Source organism: Streptomyces sp. A012304 (genome assembly GCF_026008495.1).
In the GTDB taxonomy this organism is placed as follows: domain Bacteria; phylum Actinomycetota; class Actinomycetes; order Streptomycetales; family Streptomycetaceae; genus Streptomyces.
In genome coordinates this window covers 1-17,641 of the sequence record NZ_BQUN01000198.1, presented here as the reverse complement: position 1 = coordinate 17,641, position 17,641 = coordinate 1, and the positions used below count along the sequence as shown (strand labels likewise).

Below are 17,641 nucleotides of genomic sequence, written 5' to 3'. Positions count from 1 at the left end.
GGAATGCGGAACGCCTTGGGAAATCCCTCAGTTGACGCGGAACGGCGGTCACCCTGGGCGACCGCCGCCCCCCTGGGGAGCACCCAGCGGAACGTATCTGCGCACAGGTCCGGTCACGTCCTTCGCACACCGCGACACTCCAGTCACGCTACGCTCACGTGGATTCCGGCGCAGACCGGCCACTGTGTACCACTCGACACCAGACAGACGACTCGCCCACGCACCCGCACTTCGCGTAGATCACCTACTTCACCTACTTCACCGACTTCACGTAATTCACCGACTTCACGTACTTCACGGCAGAACGGCACAAGGCGACGAATGCCCCAGCACACCTCCGGGTCCGACCGGGCGGCGATCCCCCCAGCCGCCCGCGACGGTGGCAGCGTGCGGCCGCCCGCTCCCTCGACGCTCGACGAGCTGTGGCGGTCGTACAAGGCGACGGGGGACGAGCGGCTGCGGGAGCAGCTGATCCTGCACTACTCGCCGCTGGTGAAGTACGTGGCGGGCCGGGTGAGCGTGGGCCTGCCGCCGAACGTGGAGCAGGCGGACTTCGTCTCCTCCGGGGTCTTCGGGCTGATCGACGCGATCGAGAAGTTCGACATCGACCGGGAGATCAAGTTCGAGACGTACGCGATCACCCGGATCCGGGGCGCGATGATCGACGAGCTGCGGGCGCTGGACTGGATCCCCCGGTCGGTACGGACGAAGGCGCGGAACGTCGAGCGGGCCTACGCGACGCTGGAGGCGCGGCTGCGGCGCACGCCGACCGAAGGCGAGGTCGCGGCGGAGCTGGGCATCCCGGTGGACGAGCTCCATGCGGTGTTCAGCCAGCTGTCGCTGGCCAACGTGGTGGCGCTGGAGGAGCTGCTGCACGTCGGGGCCGAGGGCGGGGACGGCCTCAGCGTCATGGACACGCTGGAGGACACCGCCGCGGACAACCCCGTGGAGATCGCCGAGGACCGTGAACTGCGGCGGTTCCTGGCGCGGGCGATCAACACGCTGCCCGACCGGGAGAAGACGGTCGTCACGCTCTACTACTACGAGGGGCTGACGCTGGCCGAGATCGGGAACGTACTGGGCGTGACCGAAAGCAGAGTCAGTCAGATCCACACCAAATCCGTGCTGCAATTGCGCGCGAAACTGGCCGGATTCGGTCGCTGATCTGGTCGGACGGCGCCACGGGGCGGACGTGCGGGCGCAGTCACTCCCCTCGGGGGTGCCGCGTCCGTACAGTGGTTGACGTGCCAAGGATTCGAGCGGCCTCCGTGGCCGAGCACCGGTCGATGCAACGAGCCGCCTTGCTGGACGCGGCTCGGTCTTTGCTGTCCGAAGGCGGGACGGAGGCGCTGACCTTCCCCGCCCTCGCCGAGCGGACGGGGCTCGCGCGCTCCTCCGTCTACGAGTACTTCCGGTCGCGGGCGGCCGTGGTCGAGGAGCTGTGCGAGGTCGACTTCCCCGTGTGGGCGGCGGAGGTCGAGGCGGCGATGGCCGCGGCGCGGGGGCCGGAGGCCAAGATCGAGGCGTATGTGCGGCGGCAGCTGGCCCTGGTCGGGGACCGGCGGCACCGTGCCGTCGTGGCGATCTCGGCGAGCGAGCTGGACGCGGGGGCGCGGGAGAAGATCCGGGCCGCGCACGGGGGGCTCGTGGCGATGATCGTCGAGACGCTGGGGGAGATGGGCCACGCGGAACCGCGGCTGGCGGCGATGTTGGTGCAGGGGGTCGTGGACGCGGCGGTCCGCAGGATCGAACTGGGCGCGGAGGAGCCGGCGGGGATCACGGAGGCGGCGGTGGGGATGGTGTTGCGGGGGGTCGCGGGCTGAGGCGCCGGTGCCCGGTGGGGAGCCGGGTCCCGCGCTGGCGGAATGGACGCGGCCGCGGCTCGGCTGCCGGTCCGTGGCGCGCCCGGGGTGCCGCGCGGTTCACGGCAGCGGGACACCCAGGGCCCGGCTGCCGGTCCGTGGCGCGCCCGGGGTGCCCCGTGGTTCACGGCAGCGGGACACCCAGTACCGGCAGCAGTCTCGACGGCCCCCTGTCCAGGAGCCACGGAGGCAGGAGCAGGAGCGGGTTCAGGTAGGCGCCCGCTCTTCTCAGGCCCCAGTGGAGGCAGGTCGTCCGGCAGTGCGAGGCCGTCGGCTCCAAGGTGCCGATCAGCCGACCCGGGGTGACCTCGTCGCCCTTCCGCAGCAGCGGTCGTACCGGCTCGTAGGTCGTGCGCAGGGGCGGGGTGCCCGTCCCCGTCAGCTCCACCGAGATCACGCCCCTGCCCGCCACCCGGCCCGCGAAGGACACCCGGCCCACCGCCACCGCGCGTACCGGGGCGCCGGCCGGGGCCGCCAGGTCCACTCCCCGGTGGCCACGGGCGTACGCCGTCGGCGGCGGGTCCCAGGCCCGCACCACCGGCGGGCGGGCTCCCGGCACCCCCAGCGGCCAGGAGCGGGCGACCGCCGGGACCGGTGACGGCACAGGAGCCGAAGGCGCGCCGGTCGCCGAGGCCGGCGACGCGAGCAGGAGGGTCAGGAACAGGGCCGCGTATCGCTTCACGCACATGGCGCAAGCGTCCCGGGAACGCCCGATCATGGCCGGGAGCTGTGGACGAACCGGCTGTTGTGGACAGCGGCGTCACCCGGTGCCCCGCCGGTCCCGTACACTTCTTCTGGCGATCCGGGTCACCGGGTCGACTTCGCACGCCCCGGTACGGGGACCGGAAACGGTCCGTACGTATCAGCGCCCCTCGGTCCTTCGTGGCTCGGCGCACCGCGGGCGTCAGGCGCGGAAGCCGTCCGGCATCCGCGGCACAACCGAGAAACTCAAGGAGAACGGCCATGGCCGTCGTCACGATGCGGGAGCTGCTGGAGAGCGGCGTCCACTTCGGTCACCAGACCCGTCGCTGGAACCCGAAGATGAAGCGCTTCATCTTCACCGAGCGCAACGGCATCTACATCATCGACCTGCTCCAGTCGCTGTCGTACATCGACCGCGCCTACGAGTTCGTCAAGGAGACCGTCGCCCACGGCGGCACGGTCATGTTCGTCGGCACGAAGAAGCAGGCGCAGGAGGCCATCGCCGAGCAGGCCACCCGCGTCGGCATGCCCTACGTCAACCAGCGCTGGCTGGGCGGCATGCTCACCAACTTCTCCACGGTCTACAAGCGTCTGCAGCGCCTCAAGGAGCTCGAGCAGATCGACTTCGAGGACGTCGCCGCGTCCGGTCTGACCAAGAAGGAGCTCCTGGTCCTCTCGCGTGAGAAGGCCAAGCTGGAGAAGACCCTCGGCGGTATCCGCGAGATGTCCAAGGTGCCCAGCGCCGTCTGGATCGTGGACACCAAGAAGGAGCACATCGCGGTCGGCGAGGCCCGCAAGCTCAACATCCCGGTCGTCGCCATCCTCGACACCAACTGCGACCCCGACGAGGTCGACTACAAGATCCCGGGCAACGACGACGCGATCCGCTCCGTCACGCTGCTCACCCGCGTGATCGCCGACGCCGTCGCCGAGGGCCTCATCGCCCGCTCCGGTGTCGCCACCGAGGGCAAGGGCGAGAAGGCCGCGGGCGAGCCGCTGGCCGAGTGGGAGCGCGACCTGCTCGAGGGCGAGAAGAAGGCCGAGGAGGCCCCGGCCGCCGACGCCGCTGCCGAGACGCCCGCTGCCGAGGCCCCCGCCGAGGCTCCGGCCGCCGAGGCCCCCGCCGCCGAGGCTCCGGCCGCCGAGGCCGAGCAGGCCTGACCCGTCAGCGTCAGTGGTGACGGCGGGAGCGGTGACATGAAGTCCGCTCCCGCCGTTCACCCGTAGGTCGGCGGGAGGACAGCGCTGCCCGTCTCCATGGGAGCGCACCCCGCAGATCTTCGATCTTCCAGACTTCGAGAAAGATTCAAGACTCATGGCGAACTACACCGCCGCCGACGTCAAGAAGCTCCGTGAGCTCACCGGCGCCGGCATGATGGACTGCAAGAAGGCGCTGGACGAGGCCGAGGGCAACGTCGAGAAGGCCGTCGAGGCGCTCCGCATCAAGGGCCAGAAGGGCGTCGCCAAGCGCGAGGGCCGCTCCGCCGAGAACGGCGCCGTGGTCTCGATCATCGCCGACGACAACTCCTCCGGCGTCCTCGTCGAGCTGAAGTGCGAGACGGACTTCGTCGCCAAGGGCGAGAAGTTCCAGAGCGTCGCCACGGCCATCGCCGAGCACGTCGCCAAGACCTCCCCGGCCGACATCGAGGCCCTGCTCGGCTCCGAGATCGAGGCCGGCAAGACCGTCCAGGCGTTCGTGGACGAGGCCAACGCCAACCTCGGCGAGAAGATCGTCCTGGACCGCTTCGCGCAGTTCACCGACGGCTTCGTGCTCGCGTACATGCACCGCACGATGCCCGACCTGCCCCCGCAGATCGGTGTCCTCGTCGAGCTGGACAAGCCGAACGCCGAGGTCGCCAAGGGCATCGCCCAGCACATCGCCGCCTTCGCGCCGAAGTACCTCTCCAAGGAGGACGTGCCGGCCGAGGTCGTCGAGTCCGAGCGCCGCATCGCCGAGGAGACCACCCGCGCCGAGGGCAAGCCCGAGGCCGCGATCGCCAAGATCGTCGACGGTCGCCTCAACGGCTTCTTCAAGGACGCCACGCTGCTCGGCCAGCCGTACGCGCTCGACAACAAGAAGTCCGTCCAGAAGGTCCTGGACGAGGCCGGTGTCACCCTGAAGCGCTTCGCGCGCATCAAGGTCGGCATCTGAGTCCGTACCGCGACGGACGCCCGACCCCGATAGGGTCGACAGCAGTCGTCCGGGTACGCCGTCACCCATGGTGTGACGGACGACAGCAGATCTGACGAGGAGGCCATTGCCGCGCATGGGATGCGAACGACACCCCACCGGCAATGGCCTTCTTCGCATGTGCACCACATGAAAGAGGCGGGATCTCCCATGACGACCAAGGCCCAGAAGAGCGACGACGGCAAAGTGCGCGGCCGGTTCCTGCTGAAGCTGTCCGGAGAGGCATTCTCCGGTGGCGGCGGCCTGGGCGTGGACCCCGACGTGGTGCACAAGATCGCCCGCGAGATCGCGGCCGTCGTGCGCGACGGCGCGCAGATCGCGGTCGTCATCGGCGGCGGCAACTTCTTCCGCGGCGCCGAACTCCAGGTACGCGGCATGGACCGGGCACGCTCCGACTACATGGGCATGCTCGGCACCGTGATGAACTGCCTCGCCCTCCAGGACTTCCTGGAGAAGGAGGGCATCGACAGCAGGGTCCAGACCGCCATCACCATGGGCCAGGTCGCCGAGCCGTACATCCCGCTGCGCGCCGTGCGCCACCTGGAGAAGGGCCGCGTGGTCATCTTCGGCGCCGGTATGGGCATGCCGTACTTCTCCACCGACACCACCGCCGCGCAGCGCGCCCTGGAGATCGACGCCGAGGCGCTGCTGATGGGCAAGAACGGCGTCGACGGGGTCTACGACTCCGACCCCAAGACCAACCCCGAGGCGGTCAAGTTCGACTCCCTCGGCTACGGCGAGGTCATCACGCGCGAGCTGAAGGTCGCCGACGCCACCGCGATCACGCTGTGCCGCGACAACAAGCTCCCGATCCTCGTCTTCGAGCTTCTGGCCGAGGGCAATATCGCGCGGGCCGTCAAGGGTGAGAAGATCGGCACGCTTGTGGGTGACCAAGGCAGCCGGGCCTGACCGGTAGGACCCCTGGTTCGACCGGAGACTCCCCGGTCCGTACGACAACACCTGACCGGGGGACGGACCCTGGTCGGGGGATGGACAATGTCCTGCCGGTCGGGAACCGTGCAGGAAGAAGACGCGACGCAGCCGGCCGCCGCCCCCCGCAAGGAACCGCAGCCGGGCCTACTCAAGACACGCAGGAGCAAGTGGTGATCGAAGAGACCCTCCTCGAGGCCGAGGAGAAGATGGAGAAGGCCGTCGTGGTCGCCAAGGAGGACTTCGCCGCGATCCGCACCGGTCGTGCGCACCCGGCGATGTTCAACAAGATCGTGGCCGACTACTACGGCGCGCCGACGCCGATCAACCAGCTGGCTTCGTTCTCCGTGCCGGAGCCGCGCATGGCGGTCGTGACCCCGTTCGACAAGAGCGCGCTGCGCAACATCGAGCAGGCGATCCGCGACTCCGACCTGGGCGTCAACCCGAGCAACGACGGCAACATCATCCGGGTGGTGTTCCCCGAGCTCACCGAGGAGCGCCGCCGCGAGTACATCAAGGTCGCCAAGGGCAAGGGCGAGGACGCCAAGGTGTCCATCCGCTCCGTCCGTCGCAAGGCCAAGGACGCCATCGACAAGCTCGTCAAGGACGGCGAGGTCGGTGAGGACGAGGGCCGCCGTGCGGAGAAGGAGCTCGACGACACCACCGCGAAGTACGTCGCCCAGGTGGACGAGCTCCTGAAGCACAAGGAAGCGGAGCTGCTCGAGGTCTGATGAACGACTCTTCCTGGGGCGCTCCGCCACAAGCCGGTTCACAGGGTGCACCGGCCGGGTACTGGGGGCCCACCGACCGAGGGCCTGTCCAGGGGGCTGCCCCGGCGGGTCCCGCGTACGATGCGCCTGAGGCGCAGCAGACTCGCCCCATGTCCATCGTCCCCGACGTACCCGCTCACGGCGGACACCAGGATGGCGACCGGGGGGCCGCTCGGCCGGGCGGCCCCCTGTTCCGAGACGAGACCCACCGAGACGACAGCCACCGAGGCGGCACCCACCGCGGTGACGACTCCTACGGCCACTCGTCCCACGGCCACCCGACGTACGGTCGTGAGACGTACGACGACCGGACGCACGGTCGTGCGACACACGGCCGTGAGACATACGGTCGTGAGACGTACGGCCGTGAGGCGTACGGCGAACAGACGTACGGTCACGAGACGTACCGCGGTGAGACCGACCGCGGTGAGACGAACCGCGACGAGACCCCGTCGGCGCAGCCCCCTGCGGCGGTGCCGCAGAATCCGGAGCCCATGCCCGACGCCCCGCAGCCGGTGCCCGCACCGCAGAAGAAGAGCGCGGGCCGTGACCTGGGCGCCGCCATAGGCGTTGGGGTCGGGCTCGGTGCGGTGATCGTCGCGTCGCTGTTCGTCGTCAAGGCCGTGTTCGTCGGCGTGATAGCGGTCGCGGTGGTCGTCGGCCTGTGGGAGCTGACCAGCCGGCTCCAGGAACGCAAGGACATCAAGGCGCCGCTCGTGCCGCTCGCGCTGGGCGGTGCGGCGATGGTCGTCGCCGGATATGTCCGGGGTGCCGAGGGCGCCTGGGTCGCCATGGCCCTGACGGCGCTGGCGGTGCTGGTCTGGCGGATGACGGAACCGCCGGAGGGCTACCTCAAGGACGTCACGGCCGGCCTCTTCGCGGCCTTCTACGTCCCGTTCCTGGCCACGTTCGTGGCGATGATGCTCACCGCCGACGACGGGCACTGGCGTGTGCTGACGTTCCTGCTCCTGACGGTCGTCAGCGACACCGGCGCGTACGCCGTCGGCTGGCGCTTCGGCAGGCACAAGCTCGCGCCGCGCATCAGCCCCGGCAAGACCCGTGAGGGGCTGCTCGGCGCGGTCGCGTTCGCGATGGTCGCGGGCGCGCTGTGCGTGCAGTTCCTGATCGAGGACGGCACCTGGTGGCAGGGCCTGCTGCTGGGCGTCGCCGTCGCGGTCAGCGCCACGCTCGGCGATCTCGGCGAGTCGATGATCAAGCGGGACCTGGGCATCAAGGACATGGGCACCCTGCTCCCGGGCCACGGCGGCATCATGGACCGCCTGGACTCACTGCTGCCGACGGCTCCGGTGGTGTGGCTGCTGCTGGTGCTGTTCGTGGGCTCCGGCTGACCGGTACGTACGCTGCGCGCGCGGGCCTCCTCCCTGTCCGGGGCGGGGGCCCGTCGCCGTACGGATGGCCCGGCGCGGGCACGAGTGGGACGATTCTGCTGAGACCTCACAGGGGGGACCCCTGGAAGGGGGCGACAGCATGTCCGACTTCCGCGAATCGATCGACGTCGACCGCACACCCGACGACGTCTGGACCTACGTCATCGACTTCTCCCACCTGCCTGAATGGCAGGCGAGCGCGGTCTCGGCCGAACGGCTCGACGAGGGACCGGTCGGGGTCGGCTCCCGGGTACGGATCACCCGTCACGTCGGCCGCCGGGACATCCCGATGACCATGCAGTTCACCGAGTACGACCCGCCGCACGCCTGGGGCATGCAGGGCATCGACGGCCCCGTCCGCCCCCATGTCCACGGCGAGATCGACCCGCTCGACGACGGCCGCCGCTCCCGCGTGACCATGGAGGTCGACGTGGAGGGCCACGGCATCGGCAAGGTCCTCGTACCCCTCGTCGTCAAGCCCCAGCTCCGCAAGGAGCTGCCGCACAACGAGCGGATGCTGAAGCAACGACTGGAACACGGCGGCGGCATCGGGACACCGTGAACGATCTGCGACACTTGAGAGGCCATGCCTAAGCCCGGAGAACTTACTTTCGTCGCCCCCCGCGGAGCTCAGAAGCCGCCGCGGCATCTTGCCGATCTCTCGCCCGCCGAGCGGAAGGAGGCGGTGGCGGGGATCGGTGAGAAGCCGTTTCGGGCGAAGCAGCTGTCGCAGCACTACTTCGCGCGGTTCGCGCATGATCCGGCGGAGTGGACCGACATTCCCGCCGGGGCGCGTGAGAAGTTGCGGGAGGCGTTGCTGCCCGAGCTGATGACGGTCGTGCGGCATCTGTCGACCGACCAGGGCACCACCCGCAAGACGCTGTGGCGGCTGTTCGACGGGACGCTGGTCGAGTCGGTGCTCATGCGGTATCCGGACCGGGTGACGATGTGCATCAGCTCGCAGGCCGGGTGCGGGATGAACTGCCCGTTCTGCGCGACCGGGCAGGCGGGCCTGGACCGGAACCTGTCCACCGCCGAGATCGTGCATCAGATCGTCGACGGGATGCGGGCGCTGCGGGACGGGGAGGTTCCCGGTGGGCCCGCGCGGCTGTCCAACATCGTGTTCATGGGGATGGGGGAGCCCCTCGCCAACTACAAGCGGGTCGTCGGCGCGATCCGCGCGCTGACCGACCCCACGCCGGACGGCCTCGGGCTGTCGCAGCGCGGGATCACCGTGTCGACGGTCGGGCTGGTGCCGGCCATCCACCGGTTCTCCGACGAGGGCTTCAAGTGCCGTCTCGCCATCTCGCTGCACGCCCCCGACGACGAGCTGCGCGACACGCTCGTCCCCGTGAACACGCGGTGGAAGGTGCGCGAGGTGCTCGACGCCGGGTTCGAGTACGCCGAGAAGTCCGGTCGGCGGCTGTCCATCGAGTACGCCCTGATCCGCGACATCAACGACCAGGCGTGGCGGGGGGACCGCCTCGGGCGGCTGCTCAAGGGGCGGCCGGTGCATGTGAACCTGATCCCGCTGAACCCGACGCCCGGCTCGAAGTGGACCGCCTCGCGGCCCGAGGACGAGAAGGCGTTCGTCGAGGCCATCGCCGCGCATGGTGTGCCCGTCACGATCCGGGACACCCGTGGCCAGGAGATCGACGGAGCCTGTGGTCAGCTCGCCGCCACCGAGCGGTAGTCTGATCCCGGACAACTTCATATCTTCGTATTCCGACAGGGGAGCGCCACAGCGCTGAGAGTGCGGCACCGGGCCGCAGACCCTCTGAACCTCGCCCAGGTCATTCTGGGTAGGAAGTTCGGTCACCGCTCAAGCTGTTGCGCCCCGCCCGGGTCACCCGGGCGGGGCCGCGTCTCTTCCTGGTCACCTCCAGGAGGAATCCAGTGCACACCAGGACGTTCGTGGCCGCGGTCGTCGGCCTCGGTCTCGTCACGCTGTCCGCCTGCGGCTCGGAGTCGTCCGACTCCGGCGGCGACGGCGGCGGCTCCAAGACCGTCACCCTCGTCAGCCACGACTCGTGGGCCGTCTCCAAGAACGTGCTCGCCGACTTCGAGAAGCAGTCCGGCTACCAGGTCAAGGTCCTCAAGGACGGCGACGCCGGGCAGGCCGTCAACAAGGCGATCCTCACCAAGGACAACCCGCAGGGCGACGTCTTCTTCGGCGTCGACAACACACTGCTGTCACGGGCCCTCGACAACGGGCTGTTCCAGTCGTACGAGGCGAAGGGGCTCGACCAGGTCGACAGCCAGTACCAGCTCGACGCGGACAAGCACCGCGTCACGCCCGTCGACCACGGCGACATCTGCGTCAACTACGACAAGAAGTACTTCGCCGACCGCGAGCTGGCCCCGCCCACGACCTTCGACGACCTGGTCAAGCCCGCCTACAAGAACCTCCTCGTCACCGAGAACGCCTCCACCTCCTCGCCCGGCCTCGGCTTCCTGCTGGGCACCGCCGCGGCCTACGGCGACCAGGGCTGGGAGGGGTACTGGAAGAAGCTGAAGGCCAACGGCGTGAAGGTGGTCGACGGCTGGGAGCAGGCCTACAACGAGGAGTTCTCCGGCTCCGCCGGCGGCAGGAAGGCCGGGGGCGACCGGCCGCTCGTCGTCTCCTACGCCTCCTCGCCGCCCGCCGAGGTGATCTACGGCGACCCCAAGCCCACCACCGCCCCGACCGGCGTCGCGACCGGCACCTGCTTCCGGCAGGTGGAGTTCGCGGGGCTGCTGAGCAACGCGAAGAACGCGGAGGGCGGCAAGGCGCTGATCGACTTCCTGATCGGCAAGGAGTTCCAGCAGGACATGCCGCTGAACATGTTCGTCTACCCGGTGCTCAAGGGCGCGGCCGTGCCCGCCGAGTTCACGCAGTACGGGCCGCCCGCCCAGGATCCCGAGACCATGGACCCGGCGAAGATCGCCGCCGACCGTGACGACTGGGTCAAGTCGTGGACCTCGCTCGTCCTCAAGTAGCGGCCACCCGACGCGGGAGCGCGGCGCGGCTCGGGCTGATGGCCCTGCCCGTCGCGTTCTTCGGGGTGTTCTTCGCCTACCCGGTCGCCGCGATCGTCTCCCGTGGGCTCGGCGACGGCGGGGAATGGCACCTCGGGCGGCTCGTCGACGTACTCGGGCAGCCCGACATCCGGCACGTCCTGTGGTTCACCACCTGGCAGGCGCTCGCCTCCACCGCGCTCACCCTGCTGCTCGCCCTGCCCGCCGCCCATGTCTTCGCCCGCTTCGCCTTCCCCGGCAAGCAGGTCCTGCGGGCGGTGGTGACCGTCCCGTTCGTGCTGCCGACGGTCGTCGTCGGTACGGCGTTCCTGGCGCTCGTGGGGCGCGGCGGTCTCCTCGACGAGCTGTGGGGCGTACGGCTGGACACCACCGTGTGGGCGATCCTGCTGGCGCACGTCTTCTTCAACTACGCGGTCGTCGTACGCACGGTCGGCGGGCTGTGGGCGCAGCTGGACCCACGGCAGGAGGAGGCGGCGCGGATGCTGGGCGCGTCCCGCCTCACCGCCTGGCGCACGGTGACGCTGCCCGCCCTCGGGCCGGCCGTCGCCGCCGCCGCGCTCATGGTGTTCCTGTTCACCTTCACCTCCTTCGGTGTGGTGCAGATCCTCGGCGGGCCGACGTTCTCCACCCTGGAGGTGGAGATCTACCGGCAGACCTCGGAGATCTTCGACCTGTCCACGGCCGCCGTCCTCACCCTCGTCCAGTTCGCCGCCGTCGGCGCGATCCTCGCCCTGCACGCCTGGACCGTACGGCGGCGGGAGACCGCCCTGCGGCTGGTGGACGCCTCCCTGACGGAGCGGCGGCCGCGCGGGGCCGGGCAGTGGGCGCTGCTGGCCGCCGTCCTCGGCACCGTCGTCGTGCTGATCCTGCTGCCGCTGGCGGTGCTGGTGCAGCGTTCGCTGGACGCATCCGACTTCGCCTACTACCGGGCGCTGACCAGCGACGAGGGCAATGTCTTCCTGGTCCCGCCGATCGACGCGATCGGCAACTCCCTCCAGTACGCCGTCGTCGCCACCGTCATCGCGGTGGTGATCGGCGGGCTGGCCGCCGCCGCGCTCACCCGGCGGGACGCCGGACGCCTGGTGCGGGGCTTCGACGCGCTGCTGATGCTGCCGCTGGGCGTCTCCGCCGTCACCGTGGGCTTCGGTTTCCTGATCGCGCTCGACGAGCCGCCACTGGATCTGCGCAGCAGCTGGATCCTCGTGCCGCTCGCGCAGGCGCTGGTCGGCGTCCCCTTCGTCGTACGGACCATGCTGCCGGTGCTGCGGGCGGTGGACGAGCGGCTGCGGGAGGCGGCGGCCGTGCTCGGGGCGTCGCCCTGGCGGGTGTGGCGGGAGGTGGACCTGCCGATGGTGCGGCGGGCGCTGCTGGTCGCGGCCGGGTTCGCCTTCGCGGTGTCGCTCGGGGAGTTCGGCGCGACGGTGTTCATCGCCCGGCCCGACAACCCGACGCTGCCGGTCGCCGTGGCCCGGCTGCTGGGCCGGGCCGGTGACCTCAACTACGGCCAGGCCATGGCCCTTTCGACGATTCTGATGCTGGTGTGCGCGGTGGCCCTGCTGGTGCTGGAGCGGCTGCGCACCGACCGGACGGGGGAGTTCTGATGCTGCTGCGGCTGGAGGGCGCGACCGTGCGGTTCGGCGGGCGGGCCGTGCTGGACGATGTCGGCCTCGACGTCGCCGAGCACGAGGTGGTGTGCGTGCTCGGGCCGAGCGGCAGCGGCAAGTCGACGCTGCTGCGGGCGGTCGCCGGGCTCCAGCCCCTGGACGCCGGACGGGTGGTGCTCGACGGGCGCGACCAGGCGGGCGTGCCCGCGCACCGACGGGAGCTGGGGCTGATGTTCCAGGACCACCAGCTGTTCCCGCAGCGGGACGTGGGCGGCAACGTGGCCTTCGGACTGCGGATGCACGGCACGCCCAAGCGGCAACAGCAGGAGCGGGTAGGGGAGTTGCTCGACCTCGTCGGGCTTCCGGGGGCGGTCCGCCGTTCCGTCGCCGCGCTCTCCGGCGGGGAGCAGCAGCGGGTCGCGCTGGCCCGCGCCCTCGCGCCCCGGCCCCGGCTGCTGATGCTGGACGAGCCGCTCGGTCAGCTCGACCGGTCGCTGCGGGAGCGGCTGGTCGTCGAACTGCGGGACCTCTTCGGCCGGTTGGGCACCACCGTGCTGGCGGTCACCCACGACCAGGGCGAGGCGTTCGCGCTCGCCGACCGGGTGGTGGTGATGCGGGACGGGCGGATCGCCCAGTCGGGGACGCCGCTGGAGGTGTGGCAGCGGCCCGCCGACGCGTTCGTCGCCCGCTTCCTCGGCTTCGACAACGTCGTGGAGGCGAGCGTCGCCGGGGAGACGGCGGACACGCCGTGGGGCAAGGTGCCGGTGCCGGCCGGCTCCCCGCAGGGGACCCGCACGCTGCTGGTGCGGCCGGCCGGGGTGCGGCTGGTCGCCGCGGACGAGGGCCTGCGCTGCACGGTCGCCGCCCGCACCTTCAAGGGCACCCATGTCGCCGTCCATCTCCAGCCGAGTGACGCGCCACGACTGGAGGCCGCCTGCGCGCTGCGCCTCGCGCCGGAGACCGGGGACGTGGTCGGGGTGGCGTTCGACGCGCTGGAAATCGCGGTGCTCGACGGACCGGACCACCCCTAGGGTGCTGCGCATGACCCTTCTCGCGCACGATCGATACTGCGACGAAATCGCCCTCCAGGTCGGCCTGTTGAGGTCCGTGGTGACCTCGGGGGCGGACCTGTCGGCCACCGTGCCGACCTGCCCGGAGTGGTCCCTGGAACAGCTCGTGCGGCACATGGGCGGCGCCCTGCGCTGGGTGGAGACGCTCGTGCGGACGCGGGCGTCGGAGAACATCCCCGAGGAACGGATCCCGCTGCACGGCGGGCCGGACACCGAGGGCGATCCGGCCGCGCTGGACGCGTGGCTCGCGGAGAGCGGCGAGATCGCCGTCGCCGCACTGCGGGAGGCCGGGCCCGACGCCAAGGTGTGGGGCTGGGCGGGCGTTCTCGACGCCGGGTTCTGGGCCCGCCGTGTGACGCACGAGATCACCGTGCACCGCGCCGACGCGGCGCTCGCCGCCGGGCTGCCCTACGAGGTCGCGGCCGATGTGGCCGTCGACGCGATCGACGAGTGGCTGGAAATCGTCGCGTGGGTGCAGCGGAACGCGCCCGACGCGGCCGCCGACGAGCTGCTCGTCGCGGACCGCGGCATCCATCTGCACGCCACCGACGCGCCCGCCGGCCTGGACGCCGAGTGGCTGATCGAACTCACCGAGCAGGGCATCGTCTGGCGGCGCGGGCACGAGAAGGCGACGGTGGCGCTGCGCGGTCCGCTCACCACGCTCCTCCTCGCCTTCTACCGCCGGCTGCCGCTGGACAGCCCGGGCCTTGAGGTCCTGGGCGAGCGGGCGCTGCTGGAGCTGTGGCTGGAGAAGACGACGTTCGGCTGACCGGCGGCGGTGGCCCGTTCGCCCCGGGGGACGGACGGGCCACCGCTGTGCCCGGGGCGTCAGCGGTTGCTGCTGCCCTTGCGGCGCAGGCCGAAGAAGATCGCGCCGCCGCCGACGGCGACCAGGACGACCGCGATGCTGACGATCAGAGGTGTGTTGGAGTTGGCGCCGGTCTCGGCGAGGTTGGACTCACCGACCGCGGGTGACGGTGCGTTGCTCGCGTTCTCCCCGGTGGCGCCGGTGTTGTCCGTGGTGCCGGTGCCCCCGGCGGGCGCCGTGCTCTCGCTCGCGGAGTCCGACGGGGCCTGCGTCCCCGGCTCGGCCGGAGCCGAGGCGGAGGCGGAGTCCGACGGCGACGGGGAGGGCGAGGTCGACGGGGTGGTGGGCGGCGTGGAGGGGGTGTCGCCCTTGCATGCCTTGGCGGGGGTCGTCAGCAGTTCGAGGTCGGCGTTGAGGTCGGCCGTCGTGACATGCACCCGGTAGACGGCACCCGGCTCCCAGTCCTCGGCGAAGGTGACGGTGACGCCCTTGGCCGAGCCGGCGACGGGCAGTTCACCGACCTTCCTCAGGTCGGCGCCGTTGTTCTCGAGGAAGACGCTCACGACAGCGGGGGTCGCCGTCTTGTCCTTGTCGGTGACGGTGATGACACCCTTCGCGCCGTCACAGGCGGCCTCGGCGGAGAAGTCCTTGAGGTCGGTGGCCAGCGCGGATCCGACGGCGCCGAACACAAGGGCGGCCGAAGCGGCGGTGACACCGAGCAGGCGCACCGAACGAGCGGCGGTACGGCGGGATATGGACACGTTTGTCCTTTACGAGATGCGCAACTGCGGGGGGTGGAGGGGGAGATGACGCCCCCGACGAGGTGGCGACAGCGTCCCCAGGAGTCCCACAGGTCTATAAGCGTTCCATAAGTAATGTCAATCCGGAGGCCACTCCGGGCCCTTGGAACGGCCCGCTTCTCACCCACCGAGACGTTTCAGCGCCTCCGGGGCCTCCTCGATCCGGTCGACCAGCGCGATCCGGTCCTCCATCGACCGCTCCCGGGCGAGCGCCCGCAGCAGCGGCCAGGCCGGCAGCCGCTCGGTCCAGTGCGCCCGGTCCACCAGCACCATCGGCGTCGGCTCGCCCCGCGACTCGTAGTAGTTGGGCGTCGCGTTGTCGAAGATCTCCTGTACGGTGCCGGCCGCGCCCGGCAGGAACACCACCCCCGCGGTGCAGCGGGCCAGCAGGCCGTCCTCACGGGTGGCGTTGGAGAAGTACTTGGCGATGTGCGCGGCGAACGGATTCGGCGGCTCGTGTCCGTAGAACCAGGTGGGGACGCCGACCGAGGGGCCGCCCCGCGGCCAGCGGGCGCGGACCTCGAAGGCCGCCGTCGCCCAGTCGGTGATGGACGGCGTGAACGACGGCGCCTTGGCGAGGAGCAGGAGCGCCTCGGTGAGCATGCCGTCGGCGAAGGGGGCCGCGTAGGCGCCGAGGTTCGCCGCCTCCATCGCGCCCGGGCCGCCGCCGGTCGCCACGGTCAGTCCGCCGCGGGCGAGTTCACGGCCGAGGCGCGCGGCCCCCGCGTAGGCCTCCGTGCCGCGCGCCATGGCGTGCCCGCCCATGACGCCCACCACGCGGGCGCCGACGAGGAGTTCGTCGAGGGCGTCGGAGACGGCGTCGTCGTGGATCGAGCGGAGCATCGAGGCGAAGACGTCGCCGTCGGTCCTCGTCCGCTGGAACCAGGCGTAGGTGAGGGCGTCCGGTGTGGCCTCGTATCCGCCCTGGCGCAGCGCCGCGAACAGTTCGTCGGGGGAGTAGACGAAGCCGCGGTAGGGGTCGAAGGGGAGGCCGGGGACCGGCGGGAAGACCAGGGCGCCCGAGGCGCGCGCCGTGGCCGCCGCCTCCGGCTCCATCGGGCAGCCGAGGAAGACGGCGCCCGTGGTGTCCAGGGTCAGCAGGACCTCCGTACGGTCCGTCAGGTCGACGGCCTGCACGCGGTGGTGCGCGAGGGAGCCCTGGGAGGACACCACCTCGTCGAACTCTGCGAGGGACTCGATCTCACGGTCGCGGGAGCCGTCGAACGGCCGGGCGGGTGTCGTCGCATGCACCCGCCCATGCTAGGCCGTGTCGTTTGGATCATCCCGGCGTCGCGGGGCATGGCACGCACATCTGCGGCGTTGTCGTCACTCGCCGACGCTCCGCGTCGACTCCCTCCTCCGCCTTGCATCTGCACGCACCATGCCCCGCTCGGGTCGGCCGAAAGGCACCGCACCTCACAGCCGGCCTGATCCAAACGACACGGCCTGGGCGGCCCGTGTCAGCCCTGGACGGCTTCCGGGTTCATCCAGACGACCTCCCAGGTGTGGCCGTCGAGGTCGTCGAAGGAGCGGCCGTACATGAAGTCCATGTCCTGCACCTTGTCCGACGCGGTGCCGCCCGCGGCGACGGCCTTCTCGACCAGCTCGTCCACCTTCTCGCGGCTCTCGGCGCTCAGGCAGAGCAGCACCTCGCTGGTCTTCGAGGCGTCCGCGATCTCCTTCTTGGTGAAGGTCGAGTAGAACGGCTTGGTGAGCAGCATCGCGACGATGGTGTCGCTGATCACCACGGAGGCCGCGTTCTCGTCGGTGAACTGCGCGTTGAGCGAGTAGCCCAGCTCCGTGAAGAACTTCTTCGAGGCGTCGAGGTCGTTCACGGGCAGGTTGATGAAGATCATCTGCTGGTAGGCGGAGGTGGTCATCGATCTCTCCCAATCGGTTCGTGCGGCGTGTTCGTGGTGTTCGAGGGGTAGACCGAGGGGCCGCGCGGAACTCATCGGTGGCCGGGAAGGTTTTTTCGCGCGAGTTCTCGGTCAGCCGGTGAGGAGCAGCGCCGCGAGTTCCGCCACGATCAGGGTGAGGGGGACGAAGAGGGCCGCGAGCGCGCCGGCGCGCAGGGCGGCCGCGGCGCGCAGCGTCGTGGTCGGGGCGCCGAGGCGCAGCAGCGCCGTGGTGGTGCCGGCGCGGGCCTGACGTGCCTCCACGGCCGCCATGAGGAGCGTGGCGAGGGCGCAGCCGGCGACCAGGACGGCGCCGAGAGTGGTAAGCGGGCCGAAGGACGGATCCGCGGGGTCGTACAGGGCGGCCATCGTGTGCGCGCCGGAGGCCACCGCGCACAGGATGCCCAGGGGGCGGCCGATGCGGGACGCCTCCTCCATCAGGCCGCGGCCGGCCAGCAGGCGGAGGGCGCCCGGGCGGACGGCTTGCAGGAGGCGGCCGCAGAGGTGGGTGAGGCCGGGGCCGGCCAGGGCGAGGCCCAGGGCGGTGAGGGCCCAGCCGAGGAGGGCGGGGGTGGGGGCGCCGGGCAGGGACGGGGTGGG

The 17,641-nt window shown here is 70.9% G+C and carries 17 protein-coding genes, 1 pseudogene and 1 riboswitch; of the genes and pseudogenes, 13 read left to right on the top strand and 5 right to left on the bottom strand.

What is annotated here, in order from left to right; genetic code table 11:
- Positions 1 to 321: 321 nt before the first annotated feature.
- Together whiG and ALMP_RS39685 are read left to right on the top strand one after the other, a co-directional pair.
- Positions 322 to 1,164 carry an RNA polymerase sigma factor WhiG gene (gene whiG / locus ALMP_RS39690; RefSeq protein ID WP_264936858.1) on the top strand — a complete coding sequence of 281 codons (843 nt, stop codon included), beginning with the start codon at positions 322 to 324 and terminating at the stop codon, positions 1,162 to 1,164.
- A 104-nt stretch (positions 1,165 to 1,268) separates the two neighbouring features.
- Entirely contained in the window at positions 1,269 to 1,823 is a 555-nt protein-coding gene (locus ALMP_RS39685) for a TetR/AcrR family transcriptional regulator (RefSeq protein ID WP_264936923.1), read from the top strand.
- Between the two features lie 163 nt (positions 1,824 to 1,986).
- Here the strand turns inward: ALMP_RS39685 and ALMP_RS39680 are convergent, their stop codons facing one another.
- A complete protein-coding gene (locus ALMP_RS39680) occupies positions 1,987 to 2,550 on the bottom strand; it encodes a M23 family metallopeptidase (RefSeq protein ID WP_264936857.1) in 564 nt (187 codons plus the stop codon).
- A 275-nt stretch (positions 2,551 to 2,825) separates the two neighbouring features.
- Between ALMP_RS39680 and rpsB the strand changes: the two genes are divergently transcribed.
- The 11 genes from rpsB (at position 2,826) to ALMP_RS39625 (ending at position 14,304) form a co-directional block, all read left to right on the top strand.
- Complete coding sequence (gene rpsB, locus ALMP_RS39675) at positions 2,826 to 3,725, top strand: 30S ribosomal protein S2 (RefSeq protein ID WP_264936856.1); 900 nt, start codon at positions 2,826 to 2,828, stop codon at positions 3,723 to 3,725.
- Positions 3,726 to 3,879: 154 nt separating this feature from the next.
- Positions 3,880 to 4,716: a translation elongation factor Ts gene (gene tsf / locus ALMP_RS39670; protein WP_264936855.1), complete on the top strand. Its 837-nt coding sequence runs from the start codon at positions 3,880 to 3,882 to the stop codon at positions 4,714 to 4,716.
- A gap of 189 nt (positions 4,717 to 4,905) precedes the next feature.
- Positions 4,906 to 5,664 carry a UMP kinase gene (pyrH, locus tag ALMP_RS39665; protein ID WP_264936854.1) on the top strand — a complete coding sequence of 253 codons (759 nt, stop codon included), beginning with the start codon at positions 4,906 to 4,908 and terminating at the stop codon, positions 5,662 to 5,664.
- A gap of 194 nt (positions 5,665 to 5,858) precedes the next feature.
- The gene (gene frr, locus ALMP_RS39660; protein WP_044388432.1) at positions 5,859 to 6,416 is read left to right on the top strand and encodes a ribosome recycling factor; all 558 of its coding nucleotides are present in this window, start codon (positions 5,859 to 5,861) and stop codon (positions 6,414 to 6,416) included.
- 149 nt (positions 6,417 to 6,565) lie between these two features.
- Positions 6,566 to 7,804, top strand: coding sequence for a phosphatidate cytidylyltransferase (locus ALMP_RS39655; protein WP_375803612.1), 1,239 nt, complete (start codon positions 6,566 to 6,568; stop codon positions 7,802 to 7,804).
- A 139-nt stretch (positions 7,805 to 7,943) separates the two neighbouring features.
- A complete protein-coding gene (locus ALMP_RS39650; RefSeq protein ID WP_264936852.1) occupies positions 7,944 to 8,405 on the top strand; it encodes an SRPBCC family protein in 462 nt (153 codons plus the stop codon).
- 24 nt (positions 8,406 to 8,429) lie between these two features.
- A complete protein-coding gene (rlmN, locus tag ALMP_RS39645; RefSeq protein ID WP_264936851.1) occupies positions 8,430 to 9,536 on the top strand; it encodes a 23S rRNA (adenine(2503)-C(2))-methyltransferase RlmN in 1,107 nt (368 codons plus the stop codon).
- Positions 9,537 to 9,563: 27 nt separating this feature from the next.
- A riboswitch (TPP riboswitch) is annotated at positions 9,564 to 9,670 on the top strand.
- A 69-nt stretch (positions 9,671 to 9,739) separates the two neighbouring features.
- A complete protein-coding gene (locus ALMP_RS39640; RefSeq protein ID WP_264936850.1) occupies positions 9,740 to 10,822 on the top strand; it encodes a thiamine ABC transporter substrate binding subunit in 1,083 nt (360 codons plus the stop codon).
- Complete coding sequence (locus ALMP_RS39635; protein ID WP_375803611.1) at positions 10,798 to 12,462, top strand: ABC transporter permease; 1,665 nt, start codon at positions 10,798 to 10,800, stop codon at positions 12,460 to 12,462. Before ALMP_RS39640 ends, ALMP_RS39635 begins: the two co-directional genes overlap by 25 nt.
- Positions 12,462 to 13,496, top strand: coding sequence for an ABC transporter ATP-binding protein (locus ALMP_RS39630; protein ID WP_264936848.1), 1,035 nt, complete (start codon positions 12,462 to 12,464; stop codon positions 13,494 to 13,496). Before ALMP_RS39635 ends, ALMP_RS39630 begins: the two co-directional genes overlap by 1 nt.
- Positions 13,497 to 13,506: 10 nt before the next feature.
- Entirely contained in the window at positions 13,507 to 14,304 is a 798-nt protein-coding gene (locus ALMP_RS39625; RefSeq protein WP_264936847.1) for a maleylpyruvate isomerase family mycothiol-dependent enzyme, read from the top strand.
- A 59-nt stretch (positions 14,305 to 14,363) separates the two neighbouring features.
- Here ALMP_RS39625 and ALMP_RS39620 read toward each other — a convergent pair whose 3' ends face one another.
- From ALMP_RS39620 to ALMP_RS39605, 4 genes and pseudogenes are all read right to left on the bottom strand, one after another.
- Positions 14,364 to 15,104 carry an LAETG motif-containing sortase-dependent surface protein gene (locus tag ALMP_RS39620; RefSeq protein ID WP_264936846.1) on the bottom strand — a complete coding sequence of 247 codons (741 nt, stop codon included), beginning with the start codon at positions 15,102 to 15,104 and terminating at the stop codon, positions 14,364 to 14,366.
- Between the two features lie 159 nt (positions 15,105 to 15,263).
- Positions 15,264 to 16,394: an LOG family protein gene (locus tag ALMP_RS39615; protein ID WP_264936845.1), complete on the bottom strand. Its 1,131-nt coding sequence runs from the start codon at positions 16,392 to 16,394 to the stop codon at positions 15,264 to 15,266.
- 209 nt (positions 16,395 to 16,603) lie between these two features.
- Positions 16,604 to 17,023 carry a VOC family protein gene (locus tag ALMP_RS39610; protein WP_264936844.1) on the bottom strand — a complete coding sequence of 140 codons (420 nt, stop codon included), beginning with the start codon at positions 17,021 to 17,023 and terminating at the stop codon, positions 16,604 to 16,606.
- 111 nt (positions 17,024 to 17,134) lie between these two features.
- A pseudogene (locus tag ALMP_RS39605) lies at positions 17,135 to 17,641 on the bottom strand (hypothetical protein); the annotation flags it as partial.